Origin of the sequence: Sulfuritalea sp., from assembly GCF_031426875.1 — a bacterium.
Taxonomy (GTDB): domain Bacteria; phylum Pseudomonadota; class Gammaproteobacteria; order Burkholderiales; family Rhodocyclaceae; genus Sulfuritalea.
In genome coordinates, this window is sequence record NZ_JASJPC010000009.1 from 69859 (window position 1) to 85071 (window position 15213).

Sequence of the window (15213 nt, forward strand, 5' to 3'; positions counted from 1 at the left end):
CCAAGCCACGCGTCCCGGGTGCCGGGTAATCCGGAGAATTTTGCGGCCGGGCGGCTGTCAGGAACATGACTGCCGGATTACAACTCCGTCACGGCCTTGTCAGGAACAGGTCAATGAGAGTGCCCACCAGAACTCGATCCGCCACTGGAACCGCCCCCGGAATATCCACCGCTGGTGACGCAGCCACCCAGCAATACCGCGACTACTACGACGGCGACTGCCCACTTCTTCTTCGACATCATCTTCTCCTTGCATTGAAAAATGGTTTAGTGCTCAATGCCGCGCTTCAGGCGCCATTGCTTGACCAGCGCGTAGATGGCTGGAATCACCGCGAGCGTGAGCACCGTCGAGGAAATCATGCCGCCGACCATGGGCGCAGCAATGCGGCTCATGACTTCCGAGCCGGTGCCGGTGCCCCACATGATGGGCAAGAGGCCCGCCATGATCGCCACCACGGTCATCATCTTCGGCCGCACCCGCTCGACGGCGCCCTCCATCACGGCGGCATAGAGATCCTCCGCGTTCGACTGCCGCCCCGCCAGCGCCGACTTTTGCTTGGCGGCTTCCCACGCGTGATCGAGATAGATCAGCATCACCACGCCGGTCTCGGCCGCCACCCCGGCCAGGGCGATGAAGCCGACCGCCACCGCGACCGAGAGGTTGTAATTCAGCAGCCACATCAGCCAGACCCCGCCGACCAGGGCGAAGGGCACCGAAAGCATCACGATCAGGGTTTCGGTGAGACGCCTGAAGTTCAGGTAGAGCAGCAGGAAAATCGACAGCAGCGTCACCGGGATGACGACTTTCATTTTCGCGATGGCGCGTTCCATGTACTCGAACTGGCCGCTCCAGGTGACGTAATAGCCCGGCGGGAACTTGATCTGCGCCGCCACTGCCTGCTTCGCGTCGGCGACGTAGCCGCCGATGTCGCGCTCGCGGATGTCGACAAAGATGTAGGCGGAGAGCAGGGCGTTCTCGGTGCGGATGCCGGGAGTCCCCTTGGCGACCTCGACCTTCGCCAGTTGGCCGAGCGGAATCATGGCGCCGTCCATGGTCGGCACCAGTACCTCGCGCGCGATCTGTTGCGGATCGGCGCGCAGCTCGCGCGGATAGCGCACCTGCACGCCGAAACGTTCGCGGCCCTCGACCGTGGTGGTGACCATTTCGCCGCCCAGCGCGGTGCCGATCACGTCCTGCAGATCGCCCACGGCCAGTCCGTAGCGCGCGAGCTGCTCGCGGTCCGGCGTGATGTTGAGGTAGAAGCCGCCGGTGATGCGCTCGGCGAAGGCGCTGCTGGTGCCCGGCACGGTCTTGACCACGGCCTCGATCTCCTTGGCCAGCTTCTCCATCTCGTTCAGATCCTTGCCGAAGACCTTGATGCCGATCGGCGTGCGGATGCCGGTCGACAACATGTCGATGCGCGCCTTGATCGGCATGGTCCACGAGTTGGCGACACCGGGGAACTGCAGGGCCTTGTCCAGCTCGGCAATCAGCTTGTCGGTAGTCATACCGGGCCGCCATTCGGATTCCGGCTTGAGGTTGATCACGGTCTCGAACATCTCGGTCGGTGCCGGATCGGTTGCGGTGTTGGCGCGACCGGCCTTGCCATACACCGAGGCGACTTCGGGAAAGCTCTTGATGATCTTGTTCTGCGTTTGCAGCAGTTCGGCGGCCTTGGTGATCGACATCCCGGGCAATGAAGCTGGCATGTAGAACAGCGTGCCCTCGTTGAGCGTCGGCATGAACTCGGAGCCGAGCTTCGAGGCCGGATAGATCGAGACGCCCAGAGCCAGCAGCGCCAGCGCGATGGTCAGCTTCTTCCAGCGCATCACGCCGGCGATGATCGGCCGATAGACCCAGATCAGGAAGCGATTCACCGGGTTCTTCGCTTCCGGCATGATCTTGCCGCGGATGAACAGCATCATCAGCACCGGCACCAGGGTGATCGACAGCAGCGCCGCGCCGGCCATGGCGAAGGTCTTGGTGTAGGCCAAGGGCGAGAACAGCCGTCCTTCCTGGCCTTCCAGGCTGAACACCGGCAGGAAGGAGACGGTGATGATCAAGAGCGAGAAGAACAGCGCCGGGCCGACTTCCTTGCAAGCGGCGATGATGGCCTCGGCGCGCTGCCTTGTTCCCTCCCCTTTATGTCCCGAAGGGACGGTATCCCCTGGGACAAGGGGAGGGTTAGGGTGGGGATGGGGTTGTGCTCCGCCCTCTTCCCCCATCCCCCTCCCAGCCTCCCCCTTGAAGGGGGAGGAGTGCAGGCGCTCCAGATGCTTGTGGGCGTTCTCGATCATGACGATCGCCGCGTCGATCATGGCGCCGATGGCGATCGCGATGCCGCCCAGGCTCATCAGATTGGAATTCATGCCCAACAGACGCATGGCGATGAAGGCGATCAGGATGCCGACCGGCAGCATCAGGATGGCGACCAGTGCGCTGCGCACATGGAGCAGAAAAACGATGCAAACCAGCGCGACGATCAGCGATTCCTCCAGCAGCGTGCGCTTGAGGGTTTCGATGGCGCGGTGGATCAGTTCGGAGCGGTCATACACGGTCTGCACCGTGACGCCCGCGGGCAGGCCGGGACCGATTTCGGCGATCTTGTCCTTCAGGTTATGGATGACTTCGAGCGCGTTCTGGCCGTAGCGGGCCATGGCGATGCCCGATACCACTTCGCCTTCGCCGTTGAGCTCGGTCAGGCCGCGCCGCTCGTCGGGCGCCAGCTCGACGCGGGCGATGTCGCGGATCAGCACCGGCGTGCCCTTCTCGCTCTTGACCACCAGCATTTCGATGTCGCTCTTGCCGCGCAGATAGCCCTTGCCGCGCACCATGTACTCGGTCTCGGCCATCTCGACCACGCGACCGCCGACGTCGCGGTTGGAGTCGCGGATCGCCTGCGCCACCTTCATCAGGGGGATGCCGTAGGCGCGCAAGCGGACCGGATCGACGGTGACCTGGTAGGTCTGCACGAAACCGCCGATCGAGGCGACCTCGGCCACACCGTGGGCCTTGGTCAATTGATAGCGCACGTACCAGTCCTGGATCGTGCGCAGTTCGGCCAGGGTCTTGTCCTTGGCCAGCAGCGCGTACTGATACACCCAGCCGACGCCGGTGGCGTCCGGCCCGAGCTGCGGCGTGACACCCCTGGGCATGCGCCCGGAAGCGAAGTTCAGGTACTCGAGCACGCGCGAGCGCGCCCAGTAGATGTCGGTGCCGTCCTCGAAAATGATGTAGACGAAGGAGGCGCCGAAGAAGGAAAAGCCGCGCACCACCTTCGACTTCGGCACCGAGAGCATGGCCGTGGTGAGCGGATAGGTGACCTGGTCCTCGACCACCTGCGGCGCCTGGCCGGGATACTCCGTATAGACGATGACCTGCACGTCCGACAGATCGGGCAGCGCGTCGATCGGCGTGCGCAGTACGGCAAAGATGCCCCACAGCGTGACGAACAAGGTGGCCAGCAGGACCAGGAAGCGGTTGCGCGCCGACCAGTCGATCAATCCGTTCAGCATGTCAGTGGCCCTGGTGCGCCGATTTGGCCGATGCGGCGGCAGCCGGCGTCGCCGGTTTTGCCGCGGCTTCCAGCTTCGTGATCACCCACTCGCCGGGTTTGCGCTCGACGAACTCGATGCCGATGGCGCTGCCCGGCTTGATCTTCTCCGCCAGCGCCGGATTCGCCAGCACGAAGTCCATGGTCATCGCCGGCCACTTGAGGCTGGCCACCGGGCCGTGGCTCACGGTGACCGTGCCCGCCTTGGCATCGATGGCGTCGAGCGTGCCACTGGCCCGGTGGCCGCTGGCCGCGGCCACCGGCGCGGCTTGCCCGCTCGCGGCCCCTGGCGCCGGCGCCGCGCCGTGGGCCGAATGGCCGAAACCGCCCACCGCTGCCTTGAGATTGCTTTCGGCATCGATCAGGAAGTTCGCCGCGACCACCACCGGCTCGCCGTCCTTGACGCCCTCCATGATCTCGACATGGCTGTCGCTGCGCGCACCAAGCCTGACCTCGCGCGGCTCGAAGCGCCCCGCGCCTTTGTCGATCAGCACGACCTGCCGCGTGCCGCTGTCGATCACGGCCGACAGCGGCACCGTCACCACCTTGGCCTTGCTGCCGATGGACAGTTCCACCTGCGCGAACATTCCAGGCTTGAGCAAAAACCCGGGGTTGGCCAGCTCCAGGCGGACGGGGACGGTCCGGGTCTCGGCTTTCAGTGTCGGATAGACATAGGTGACGACGCCCTTGAAATTCTTGTCGGGGTAGGAGTTGATTCTCACCGTAGTGCCAGCGCCGACTTTCACCAGTCCGATGTCCTGCTCGAAGACATCGGCCAGCACCCAGATGGCGGAAAGGTCGGCAATCTGGTAGAGCATCTCGCCGGGCATGAAACGCATGCCGGCCACCGCCTTCTTTTCCAGCACCACGCCGCTCACCGGCGAACGGAAGCTCAGCGTGCGCCTGGCCTCGCCGCCGCCGGCCAGCGCCTTGATCTGCTCTTCGGATATGTCCCAGTTGCGCAGTCGGACCAGGCTGGCCTCGGCCAGCTGGCGCATGCCCGACTGCAATTCGCTGCTGGCATCCTTCAGCGCCGCGACGCCCTTGGCCGCCACCACGTACTCGCGCTGAGCCGAAACCAGTTCCGGGCTATACACCTCGAACAGCGGCTGGCCTTTGGCCACCGGCTGGCCCGTGGCATTGACGTGCAGACGCTCGACCCAGCCCTCGAATTTCGGCGCCACGTTGTGCAGGCGGCGCTCGTCGATCTCGACCCGACCCGCGGCCCGCACCTGACGCGCCAACTCGCGCAGCGCAGCCGGCTCGGTTTTCACGCCGAGCTTCTGCACTTTCTCGGTGCTGATCTTGAGCTCGCCGGCCGCTACGCCCTCGTCCTCGCCTTCATAGACCGCGATGTAGTCCATGCCCATCGAGTCCTTCTTCGGCGTCGGCGAGGTGTCCGCCAGGCCCATCGGGTTGCGGTAGTAGAGCAGCTTGCGCGGCTTCTGCGCCGCGGCGTCACCCGCAACCGACGCCGGGGCGGGCGCAGCGGCCATGGTCGCCGTGTCGCCAGCACCAACTCTCTTGGTCCCCACCCAGTAGCCGGAGCCCACGGCAAACAAAAGGGCCGTCACCACGCCCGGAACGTAATACTTCATAGGTCTTCTCCCACCATCTTTTCGATCTCGGCCAGGCGTATCTGCTGGTCGCCGCGCGCCTTCACCAGTTCATTGCGGGCGCGGCGCAGTTGCCGGTGCGCATCGAGCACCGCAGCGAAATCGGCGCGGCCGGTTTCGTAGGCAGCCAAGGCTGCGTTCAGGTTCAGTTCGGCCTGCGGCAGCAGGCCGCCCGTCACCAGTGACTCCAGCCGCCGCGCGACTTCGAGGCCGGCCAGGCTTTCGCTGAGTTCGGCCAGGCTCTGGTTGAGGTTGCCCTGGCGGCGCAGGCGCGCCGCTTCGAGGTTCAGTTCGGCCTCGCGTTCCTGGGCGCGGCGGCTGCCCTGCTGCAACGGAATGTTGATCTCGAACATCAATTCCCATTCGCTGACGCGGTTGCGCGTCTGTGTCGGCGAAATGCCGAGGGTCACGTCGGGATAGCGGTTGCGCTCGACCAGACTGCGGCCCTGCTCGGCGCCGTTGATGCGTGCGTCGTCGGCAGCGAGTTGCGGATTGTTGGCGCGCAGCCGCGCCTCCAGCGCCACCATGTCCAGCCTGGCTACCGGCGGCAGCAGGCGCAGCTTCTCGGGCGGGCGCAGCTTGACGTTTTCCGGACGCCCCAGCAGCGCACGCATACGCGCACTGGCCTGGGCGCTTTCGCCTTCGAGCATCACCAGGTCGGTTTCCATGGCGATGATCTCGGATTGCGCGCGCAAGGCATCCTGCTGGCTGCCGAAGCCGCTGGCATAGCGGGTGCGCGCGATCTCGGCGACACGCCGCATCAGGTCGAGGTTCTCCTGCGCGTAGCGGATGCTGGTCAGATGCACGTGATGCTGGGCGTAGGTCAGTTTGATGCGGGTCGCCAGCTCGAGCCAGCCGGCGCGGGCGCGCGCCTGCGCCTCGTCGGCGGCGGCGCCGGCCACGCCACGGCGCAGATCGCGTTTGCCGAACCAGGGCAGACTTTGCGAAAAGGTATAGCGCGCGCCGCCGATGCGCGGCGGCAGCAGGTTGGCGCTGGCATCCAGGCCCTCGTTGGTGACGTCGCGCAACTCGGTGCGCAGCATCGGATCGGGCAAGGCGCCCGCCGGCTCGATCTTCGCCGTCGCCGCCTCGGCCTCGGCGCGCAGCGCGGCGAACTCGGGATGGCGGCTGCGGGCAAATTCGAGCAGGCTCTCGACCTCGCCGCCGATCAACTGCTCGGCCGGCTGCGCCCACGCACTGCCGGAGGCCAGGGCGACAAGCGCTGCCAGCCGCAAGAGACGGGAGGCCATGGCCCTACTTCGCGGCTTCGATGCGGGTGACGGTCAATTCACCCTTGACCTCGGCGGCGCGGAAGCGGATCTTGTCGCCCTCCTTCCACTTCTTCAGCATGGCGGGGTCCTTGGCCTTGAAGCTCATGGTCATGGGACCCATGTGGAGATTGGGCAGCTCGCCGTGCGTGATGGTGATGGAGCCCGAAGTCCGATTCAGCTTCCTGATCACGCCGTCTGACCAGGCGGCCGCCTCGGGCGCGGCCAGCGCCGGCGCGGCGGAAAAGATCAGGCTGGCGCAGAGGGCAAGCAATGCGTGGCGATTCATGTGCGATAACTCCTTCATTGTTCATTGACGTAAATCGGTGTTGCCGCGAAGCCGCGGCGCGCTGCCAGATGATAAAGCCCATCGCCGACGAAATCCGTTTCCGTCAGGCGCCGCGCAGGCGCAAGGCGTTGCCGACCACGCTGAGCGACGAGAGGCTCATCGCCGCGGCCGCGATGATCGGCGAGAGCAGTAGACCGAAAGCCGGATACAGGATGCCGGCGGCGATCGGCACGCCGAGGGCGTTGTAGAGAAAGGCGAACGCCAGGTTCTGCCGCATGTTGGCCACCGTCGCGGCCGACAATTGGCGGGCGCGGGCGATGCCGCGCAGATCGCCCTTGACCAGCGTCACCTGGGCGCTGTTCATGGCGACGTCGGTGCCGGTGCCCATGGCGATGCCGACCTCGGCCCGGGCCAAGGCCGGCGCATCGTTGATGCCGTCGCCGACCATGGCCACGATGCGTCCTTCGCGCTGCAGTTGCTCGACCAGGGCCAGCTTGTCGGCCGGCTTGACTTCGCCATGCACTTCCTCGATGCCCAGCCGCTTGCCGACCGCCTGCGCGGTGGTCAGGCCGTCACCGGTGGCCATGATGACGCGCAGGCCGGCCTGGCGCAGGCTCGCCAGCGCCTCGGCGGTGCTCGCCTTGATCGGGTCGGCGACGGCCAGCAGGCCCAGCAGCCGCCCGTCAACAGCCAGATGCATGACGCTGGCGCCTTCCAGGCGCAGCGCCTCGGCCGCGACCACCATGTCGCTCACATCGACGCCGGCATCGGCCATCAGCGCCGCATTGCCCAGCGCCAGGTGGCGGCCGCCGACCGTGCCGTGCACGCCGATGCCGCTCGCCGACTCGAACTGTTCCGCCTTGTCGAGGACCAGTCCGCGCTCGCGCGCGGCGCGCACGATGGCTTCGGCCAGCGGGTGCTCGCTGCCCTGGTCGAGGCTCGCGGCGAGGCGCAGCACCTCGTCCTCGCTACCGCCTGCCACCGCCACGGCGCGTTCGAAGGCCGGGCGGCCTTCGGTCAGGGTGCCGGTCTTGTCCACGATCAGCGTATCGACCTCGCGCAGGCGTTCGATCGCGGCGGCATCGCGAAACAGGATGCCGCTGGTGGCGCCCTTGCCGGTCGCGACCATGACCGACATCGGCGTGGCCAGGCCCAGCGCGCAGGGGCAGGCGATGATCAGCACGGAGACGCCGTTGATCAGCCCGAAGACCCAGCCCTGTTGGCCGCCGAGAAGGCCCCAGGCGAAGAAACTCAGCAAGGCGATGCCGACCACGACCACCACAAAATAGCCGGCGACGACGTCAGCCATGCGCTGCAGCGGCGCCTTCGAGCGCTGCGCCTGGGCCACCATCTGCACGATCTGCGCCAATACGGTCTGGGCGCCGACCTTTTCGGCGCGGATCACCAGGCTGCCCGAGGTGTTCATCGTGGCGCCGATCACCTTGTCGCCGGGACGCTTGGTCACCGGCAGCGGTTCGCCGGTGAGCATGGATTCGTCGACCGCACTGCCGCCTTCCGTCACCGCGCCATCCACCGGCACCTTCTCGCCGGGGCGCACGCGCAGCGCGTCGCCGACGTGCACATGGGCCAGCGGCACGTCTTCCTCGCTGCCGTCGGGATTGATGCGGCGCGCGGTTTTCGGCGCGAGGCCGAGCAGGGACTTGATCGCCGCAGTGGTCTGCGAGCGGGCGCGAAGTTCCAGCATCTGCCCCAGCAGGGTCAGCGAGATGATGACCGCCGCCGCCTCGAAATACACCCCGATGCGGCCATGGGCCATGAACGAGATCGGAAACCAGCCGGGCGCCAGGATCGCGGCCACGCTGTAGACGAATGCCGCACCGGTGCCGAGGCTGATCAGGGTCCACATGTTCGGGCTGCGATTGAGCAATGACTGCCAGCCGCGGACGAAGAAGGGCCAACCGGCCCAGAGCACGATCGGCATGCTGAGCAGCAGTTCGCCCCAACCGCGCAGCGCGGGATCGAGCCAGTCCAGCCGATGCCCGGCCATCGCCAGGAGCACGACGCTGACGGTCAGCGGCAGGCTGGCCCAGAAGCGGCGATGGAAGTCGCGGTACTCGGTGTTGTCCTCGTCCTGCTCCAGCTCGGGCAGCACCGGCTCCAGCGCCATGCCGCACTTGGGGCAGGTACCGGGGCCGGGCTGGCGCACCTCGGGGTGCATCGGGCAGGTGTATTCGCGGGCCGCTGCCGACTCGACTGACTCGGCCGGCTCGGCAGCGGCGGCCGGTGCCGGCGGGACCAGATAGCGCGGCGGATCGGCCTGGAATTTGGCAAGACACTTCGCGCTGCAAAAACGGTAGTGCCGTCCTTCGTAGTCGAAGCGGTGCGCCGAATCGGGCTTGACCGTCATGCCGCACACCGGGTCGATCATGGTTCCGTCCGCTTTCATCGGATTTGCCTCCTTACCAGCCATACGACGAGGGGCGGCAGCAGCAGCCATTGCAGCAACGGCGCCAGCCCGGTACCCAGCAGCGGCAGCCGGGGCATTGCTTCGGCATACTCCCAGCGTCCACCGATCCGGGTGGCCCAATACTCCAGCGCGATCGTGGCGACGAGGCCGGCGGCGACAAAGGCCCCCAGGCTGATACCGGAGGGCCGCCGGATCCAGTCGCGGGTGCATACCGTTGCGACCAGCCAGAAGGCGCACAAGGCGATCACCGCATCGCCCACCGTAGCGCGTGTGCACATGACGACTCCGTCCCAGTGGGCAAGCGACGAGGTGCCCGTGAACAAGGGGATCTGCCACATTTCCCAGGGCAGATTGAGCAAGAAGGCGAACAAGACCACGTTGGTCTCGGGCCAGTCCATCACGCCGCGGCGTCGCGGCGCAGCGGATGCGTGACGCTGTTCAGTGTCCGTCACCATGGCCAGAACGCCGGCGTCCGCGCGCGATACGCGGCGTAGTCCGTGCCGAATTCGGCCTCCACCTCCGCTTCCTCGCGGCGCGCGAGGCGCGCATAAACGATCACCAGAATGGGAAACATGACGACGGTGAGCAAGGTCGGCCACTGCAGCAGGAAACCGAACATGATGAGGACGAAGGCCAGGTACTGCGGATGGCGGATGCGTGCATAGGGGCCGCTAGCTGCCAGGCGATGCGCGCGCTGCGCCTGGTAGAGCACGTTCCAGGCGGATGCCAGCAGCCAGAAGCCGCCGAAGATGAAGGCCGTGCTTAGCAGGTGGAAGGGGCCGAAGTGCGGATTGGCGCGCCAGCCGAACATGACTTCGAGCAGGTGGCCGGCATCGTGGGAGAGGAAATCGACCTCCGGAAAACGCTGCGACAGCCAGCCCGACAACAGGTAAAGCGTCAGCGGGAAACCGTACATCTCGGTGAACAGCGCGACGATGAAGGCGGAATACATGCCGAAACTGCGCCAGTCGCGCGAACTCTTCGGCTTGTAGAAGCTGAAAGCGAAAATGATGAACACCGCCGAATTGAGCAGCACCAGGGTCCACAGGCCGTAGGCCGAAGCGTTGCCGTTCATTTGTCCGCCCCCTTGTCCGCCCCCTTGTCCGCCGGCCCGTCGCCGCCTCCGTGGCCGTGACCACCGTGACCGCCGTGCATGAACAAATGCATCAGCGGGCAGGCCAGCAGCAGCAGGAAGGGCAGCGCCCCCAGCAGATGGGCGCGATGTTCGCTCAGGAGATAGAAGGCGGCAATCGCCGCGAAGACGATCCAGGCGATCTTCGATCTTCCCGCCATCGGCGAATGTTCATGATGATTGTTGTTCATATTTTTGTCGGAGCTCCCTTGCGCTACTGATTCCGAGCCTGACCGGCACGTTCAACTTCCTCTCCCGTCATGGTGGCCTGCACCCGGCGGCGGGGACGAGCAGCATGCCTGGTCATGCGCCCTGGCATGCGCCTTCCGGTTCGTCCGCATCCAGGCGCGAAATGCCAAGCACTGCTTTTCCAGCCAGGCCCGCATCACGCTCCCCTACCAGGCAGGCCGACAGGGGCCTTGTGGCTTCGTTCGTCGATGGGGCGCTTCATTTGCACTCCTCCGCAACGGATTCAATTGGCCGGTTTGGCGGGGACGCCCTCGGGCATGCCCATGCGGCCTTGCATCATCATTTGCATCATGTCCATGCGCTTTTCCATCATTTCCATGCGCTTGGCCATCATGTCATCGGCGCCCGCCATGCCCTGGCCGCCGCCCATCATGCCGCCCTTGCCCATCATGCCCATGCCGCCCTTGCCCATCATGCCGCCTTGCATCATGGGACAGTCCATCATCATCCCGGCCTGCATGCCGCGCGCCATGGCCATGTTTTCCTGCATGGTCTGCATGTGCTCGGCCATGGCCTTCTGCCGCTCGGCGTCGGTCTTGGCCTTGGCGATACGGTCGAGCTGCGGCTGCAGCTTCTTCACGTTGTCCTGCATTTTCTTGATCTGCGGCGCCAGCGGGGCCGGCGCGCTCTTGGCGTCCGCGGCCTTTTCCGGATGGTGCGCGTCGTCGGCGAAGACCGGCGCGGAAAATGCGAGTGCGGCCGCAATGGCTGTGGTGACGAGTTTTTTCATGATGATTCTCCTTAAGTGATCAGAGGGGAAATGCTGCCTATCCAACCGGCGTCCACGGTTCCCAGTCTGCGCCGCGACTGCCGTCAGGACCATGACGAGTCGATTACATTTCGGTAATTCGGCTGCCGGCCGGTGAGCTTCGGAAAGGCATGAATCCGAACCACAGCCCCGCCTCGGCCGCTCAGTGCTTGTGGCCGGTATGCCCGTCGGTCGCCACGGCCAGCGGTGCCGCCAATGGCGTGAAGCGCGCCTGCTCGGCGGGCTTGCCGGCCAGGGTGACGGCGACCACCACCTTCATGTCCGGCGCCGACGCATACTTGCCGACGCCCTTGAGGCGATTGTCGCCGTCGGGAACCAGCTTGACGCTGGCTTTCTGCTTGCCGGCGAGGATGGTCGCCGTGCCGCCAGCGCCAACTGTTGGAATCTTGGCGTTGGCATGGTCGGTGACATACACCACCACCGGGTTGTCTCGGGCTTCCTTGCTGTCCTTCGCCACCAACAGTTCGAAGTGATAGGCGCCGGCCATACGCTGCTGGCCGCCGTTGGGCGCCTTCTGGGTATCAAGAACCTCGTCGCTGTGGGCGAACGCGGTCGAGGCCGCCAGCATCAGGGCGCCGGCGGCGAAGGAAATCAGGGATTGCTTCATGGGAAACTCCTTGGTCATGGGAACAGGTTTAGAAACTTTCATTCTCTTTGGCGGCGAGCAGCCGCTCCAGGGCGGGCCTGCCCCAGAGCCAGAACATCAGCGGCGTCAGCAGGGTATCGAGCAGGGTCGAGCTGATCAAGCCGCCGAAGATCACCACCGCCACCGGATGCAGCACTTCCTTGCCCGGTGCGTCGGCCGAGAGCAGCAGCGGCATCAAGGCGAAGGCAGCCACCAGCGCGGTCATCAGCACCGGCGTCAGGCGTTCCAGCGAGCCGCGCACGATCATGTGCTGGCCGAAGCTTTCATTCTCGAAGGCGCAGAGGTTGATGTAGTGGCTGATCTTGAGGATGCCGTTGCGCGTCGCGATGCCGGTCAGGGTGATGAAGCCGACCAGCGCGGCGACCGACAGCGGCTGTCCGGAAATCCACAGCGCGATCACGCTGCCGACCAGCGCCAGCGGAATATTCCCCATGATGATCAGGGTCAGCGCCATCGAACGGTAGCGACTGTAGAGCACCATGAAGATCATGGTCAGCGATACGGCGGCGAGCAGCGTGATCAGCCGCGCCGCCTGCTCCTGCGCCTGGAACTGGCCTTCCAGCGCGGTGAAGTAGCCTTCCGGCAAGGGCTTGGCGGCGAGTTCGGCACGCACGTCGGCGATCACCTGCGACATGTCGCGGCCGTCGGTGTTGGCCGAAAGCACGATACGGCGGCGCGAGTTTTCGCGGCTGACCTGATTCGGGCCGTCGCTTTCCTCGACGCTGGCGATGCGCGACAAGGGCACATGGCCGCCCGGCGTTTCGATCAGCAGATCGGCCAGCGCCTGCGGGCTGCGCGCGCTTTCCGGCAGGCGCACCAGCAGGTCGAAGCGCCGGTTGCCTTCGATGACCTGGGTGATCTGCTCGCCCTCGATCATCTGCTCCAGGCTGCGCAGCAGGTTGCCGGGGGCGACGCCGTAGCGCGCGGCCTGCTCGTAGTCGAGGCGGATCTTGACCTGCGGGATCAGCACCTGTTTCTCGATCTGCAGATCGGTGACGCCGGGAATTTTCGCCAGGCGCTCGCGCATCTCGGCGGCCAGGCCGCGCAGCGTGTCGAGATCGTCGCCGTAGATTTTCAGCGCGATCTGGGCGCGCACGCCGGACAGCAGGTGGTCGAGGCGATGCGAAATCGGCTGGCCGACGTTGGAGGCTGCCGGCAGGCTGGCCAGGCGTTGCCGGATGTCGGCGATGATCTGCTCGCGGCTGCGCGCGGATGCCTTCAGGTCGACGTCCATCTCGGTGTAATGCACGCCTTCGGCATGTTCGTCGAGCTCGGCGCGACCGGTGCGGCGGCCGACCTTGGTCACCTCGGGCACCTGGGCGACTTGCTGCTCGGCCAGGGTGCCGATGCGGTTGGATTCCGCCAGCGAGGTGCCGGGATTGAGCAGCACATTGACCGTCAGCGTGCCTTCGTTGAAGGGCGGCAGGAAGGAGCGCGGGAAGAAGGGCACGCTGGCCGCGACGATCAGCACCAGCACCAGCGCGCCGGCCAGCAGCGCGCGCGCGCGATTGAAGGACCAGTGCAGCAGATGCGCATCCCAGCGCTTGAGGCGGATCACCAGCGGGCTGTCGCCGGCATGCAGCTGTTTCATGTGCGGCAGCAGGTAATAGGCCATCACCGGCGTCAGCGTCACCGAGACGATCATGCTGGCCAGAATCGACACGATGTAGGCGATGCCCAGCGGAGTGAACAAGCGCCCCTCGATGCCGGGCAGGACGAACAGCGGCACGAACACCAGCACGATGATCACCGTGGCATAGACGATGGCCGAGCGCACTTCCAGGGTCGCGGCGGCGATCACCTCGGCCACCGGGCGCGGCGTGGCCATCGCACGATTCAGCTTGAGCCGGCGCAAGACGTTCTCGACGCCGACCACGGCGTCATCCACCAGTTCGCCGATGGCGATCGCCAGGCCGCCCAGGGTCATGGTGTTGATCGACAGGCCGAAGTAATGGAACACCAGCGCCGTCGCCAGCAGCGATACCGGAATCGCCATCAGCGAAATGATCGTGGTGCGCACATTGAGCAGGAACAGGAAGAGGATCACCGCGACCAGGATCGCGCCGTCGCGCAGGGCTTCCTCGACGTTGTTCACCGAGTGCTCGATGAAGTCGGCCTGCTTGAACAGGAAGGACGGCGCCTCGATGCCCTGGGGCAGGCTCTTGCCGAGTTCGGCGATGGCCTTTTCCACCTCGCGGGTCAGGGTCACGCTGTCGGCCGACGGCTGCTTCTGCACCGACAGGATCACCGCCGGCTTGCCCTTGTAGCTGCCGTCGCCGCGCTTGATGGCCGGCGCCAGTTTCACGTCGGCCAATTGCTTGAGCAGGATCGGTTGGCCGTTCTTGACCTCCACCACCAGGTTCTGCAAATCCTCGATGCGCGAGCTGCGGCCGATCTGGCGAATCAGCCATTCGCGGCCCTGGGCTTCGAGAAAGCCGCCGCTGGTGTTGGCGCCGAAATCCTTCAGCGCGGCTTCCAGCTTTTCGCGCTCGATGCCGAGCGCCTGCAGCTGCGCGGGCTTGATCTCGACGCGGTACTGGCGCACTTCGCCGCCGATCGGAATCACCTGGGCGACGCCGGGGATGGTCAACAGGCGCGGCCGCATGACCCAATCGGCATACTCGCGTACCGCCATCGGGCTGACCTTGGCCGGATCCGCTGGAATCGCGATCAGCAGGATCTCGCCCATGATCGAGGAGATCGGCCCCAGTTGCGGCACGATGCCCGGCGGCAATTGCTCGCGCACCAGATTCAGGCGCTCGGCGATCTGCTGCCGGTTGCGGTAGATGTCGGTGCCCCACTCGAACTCGACATAGACGATGGACAGGCCGATGCCCGAAACGGAACGCACGCGCGTCACGCCCGGCATGCCGTTCATGCTGGATTCGACCGGGAAGCTCACCAGTTGCTCGACCTCCTCCGGCGCCATGCCGCCGGCCTCGGTCATCAGCGTCACGGTCGGCTTGTTGAGGTCGGGGAAGACATCGACCGGCATCTGCCGCAGCGTGATCGCGCCGTAGATGATCAACAGCAGCGAGAGGCCAAGGACGATCAGGCGCTGTTTGAGCGCGGTGTGGATGATGAAATCGAACATGGTTTTAACGTGGAATAAGTTGCCAAGCGCGCTGTGTAAGGTTCGAGCGCAGCGAGCCGATCAGTAGCCTCCCCGTGAGGGGAGGATGGGAGGGGCGGGCCCATTTGCCAGCTTGGGCCCCATCGAAGGTGCAATATTTCATGGTGCGCGGCGCTTGATCGAAGCCATG

At 65.7% G+C, this 15213-nt stretch carries 11 protein-coding genes; all 11 read right to left on the reverse strand.

Features of this window, described 5'->3' with window-relative positions; all coding sequences use genetic code 11:
- Nucleotides 1–266 precede the first annotated feature (266 nt).
- The 11 genes from RMO95_RS05120 to RMO95_RS05170 all read right to left on the reverse strand — a co-directional run bounded on the left by RMO95_RS05120 (nucleotide 267) and on the right by RMO95_RS05170 (nucleotide 15044).
- Nucleotides 267–3515, reverse strand: coding sequence for an efflux RND transporter permease subunit (locus tag RMO95_RS05120; protein WP_310449517.1), 3249 nt, complete (start codon nucleotides 3513–3515; stop codon nucleotides 267–269).
- A gap of 1 nt (nucleotide 3516) precedes the next feature.
- Nucleotides 3517–5151 (reverse strand): efflux RND transporter periplasmic adaptor subunit, encoded by a 1635-nt coding sequence (locus RMO95_RS05125; protein ID WP_310449518.1) that lies wholly within the window; start codon nucleotides 5149–5151, stop codon nucleotides 3517–3519.
- On the reverse strand, nucleotides 5148–6419 hold the full coding sequence (locus tag RMO95_RS05130; RefSeq protein ID WP_310449519.1) for a TolC family protein: 1272 nt from the start codon (nucleotides 6417–6419) through the stop codon (nucleotides 5148–5150). Before RMO95_RS05130 ends, RMO95_RS05125 begins: the two co-directional genes overlap by 4 nt.
- A 4-nt stretch (nucleotides 6420–6423) precedes the next feature.
- Nucleotides 6424–6726, reverse strand: a complete 303-nt coding sequence (locus tag RMO95_RS05135; RefSeq protein WP_310449520.1) for a copper-binding protein — start codon at nucleotides 6724–6726, stop codon at nucleotides 6424–6426.
- Nucleotides 6727–6829: 103 nt separating this feature from the next.
- The gene (locus tag RMO95_RS05140; RefSeq protein WP_310449521.1) at nucleotides 6830–9133 is read right to left on the reverse strand and encodes a heavy metal translocating P-type ATPase; all 2304 of its coding nucleotides are present in this window, start codon (nucleotides 9131–9133) and stop codon (nucleotides 6830–6832) included.
- A complete protein-coding gene (locus tag RMO95_RS05145; protein WP_310449522.1) occupies nucleotides 9130–9609 on the reverse strand; it encodes a hypothetical protein in 480 nt (159 codons plus the stop codon). The genes RMO95_RS05140 and RMO95_RS05145 overlap by 4 nt, the downstream gene beginning before the upstream one ends.
- Nucleotides 9603–10229 (reverse strand): isoprenylcysteine carboxylmethyltransferase family protein, encoded by a 627-nt coding sequence (locus RMO95_RS05150; RefSeq protein WP_310449523.1) that lies wholly within the window; start codon nucleotides 10227–10229, stop codon nucleotides 9603–9605. Before RMO95_RS05150 ends, RMO95_RS05145 begins: the two co-directional genes overlap by 7 nt.
- Complete coding sequence (locus RMO95_RS05155; RefSeq protein WP_409574927.1) at nucleotides 10226–10477, reverse strand: DUF2933 domain-containing protein; 252 nt, start codon at nucleotides 10475–10477, stop codon at nucleotides 10226–10228. The genes RMO95_RS05150 and RMO95_RS05155 overlap by 4 nt, the downstream gene beginning before the upstream one ends.
- 281 nt (nucleotides 10478–10758) lie before the next feature.
- The gene (locus RMO95_RS05160) at nucleotides 10759–11265 is read right to left on the reverse strand and encodes a hypothetical protein (protein WP_310449525.1); all 507 of its coding nucleotides are present in this window, start codon (nucleotides 11263–11265) and stop codon (nucleotides 10759–10761) included.
- Nucleotides 11266–11446: 181 nt separating this feature from the next.
- Complete coding sequence (locus RMO95_RS05165) at nucleotides 11447–11911, reverse strand: hypothetical protein (RefSeq protein ID WP_310449526.1); 465 nt, start codon at nucleotides 11909–11911, stop codon at nucleotides 11447–11449.
- Nucleotides 11912–11939: 28 nt separating this feature from the next.
- Nucleotides 11940–15044, reverse strand: a complete 3105-nt coding sequence (locus RMO95_RS05170; protein ID WP_310449527.1) for an efflux RND transporter permease subunit — start codon at nucleotides 15042–15044, stop codon at nucleotides 11940–11942.
- Between the last annotated feature and the right edge of the window lie 169 nt (nucleotides 15045–15213).

Bases quoted from the DNA above. Each gene is read 5' to 3' on its own strand.
- RMO95_RS05120 (WP_310449517.1), bottom strand. From the start codon at position 3,515: ATGCTGAACGGATTGATCGACTGGTCGGCGCGCAACCGCTTCCTGGTC.
- RMO95_RS05125 (WP_310449518.1), bottom strand. From the start codon at position 5,151: ATGAAGTATTACGTTCCGGGCGTGGTGACGGCCCTTTTGTTTGCCGTG.
- RMO95_RS05130 (WP_310449519.1), bottom strand. From the start codon at position 6,419: ATGGCCTCCCGTCTCTTGCGGCTGGCAGCGCTTGTCGCCCTGGCCTCC.
- RMO95_RS05135 (WP_310449520.1), bottom strand. From the start codon at position 6,726: ATGAATCGCCACGCATTGCTTGCCCTCTGCGCCAGCCTGATCTTTTCC.
- RMO95_RS05140 (WP_310449521.1), bottom strand. From the start codon at position 9,133: ATGAAAGCGGACGGAACCATGATCGACCCGGTGTGCGGCATGACGGTC.
- RMO95_RS05145 (WP_310449522.1), bottom strand. From the start codon at position 9,609: ATGGTGACGGACACTGAACAGCGTCACGCATCCGCTGCGCCGCGACGC.
- RMO95_RS05150 (WP_310449523.1), bottom strand. From the start codon at position 10,229: ATGAACGGCAACGCTTCGGCCTACGGCCTGTGGACCCTGGTGCTGCTC.
- RMO95_RS05155 (WP_409574927.1), bottom strand. From the start codon at position 10,477: ATGAACAACAATCATCATGAACATTCGCCGATGGCGGGAAGATCGAAG.
- RMO95_RS05160 (WP_310449525.1), bottom strand. From the start codon at position 11,265: ATGAAAAAACTCGTCACCACAGCCATTGCGGCCGCACTCGCATTTTCC.
- RMO95_RS05165 (WP_310449526.1), bottom strand. From the start codon at position 11,911: ATGAAGCAATCCCTGATTTCCTTCGCCGCCGGCGCCCTGATGCTGGCG.
- RMO95_RS05170 (WP_310449527.1), bottom strand. From the start codon at position 15,044: ATGTTCGATTTCATCATCCACACCGCGCTCAAACAGCGCCTGATCGTC.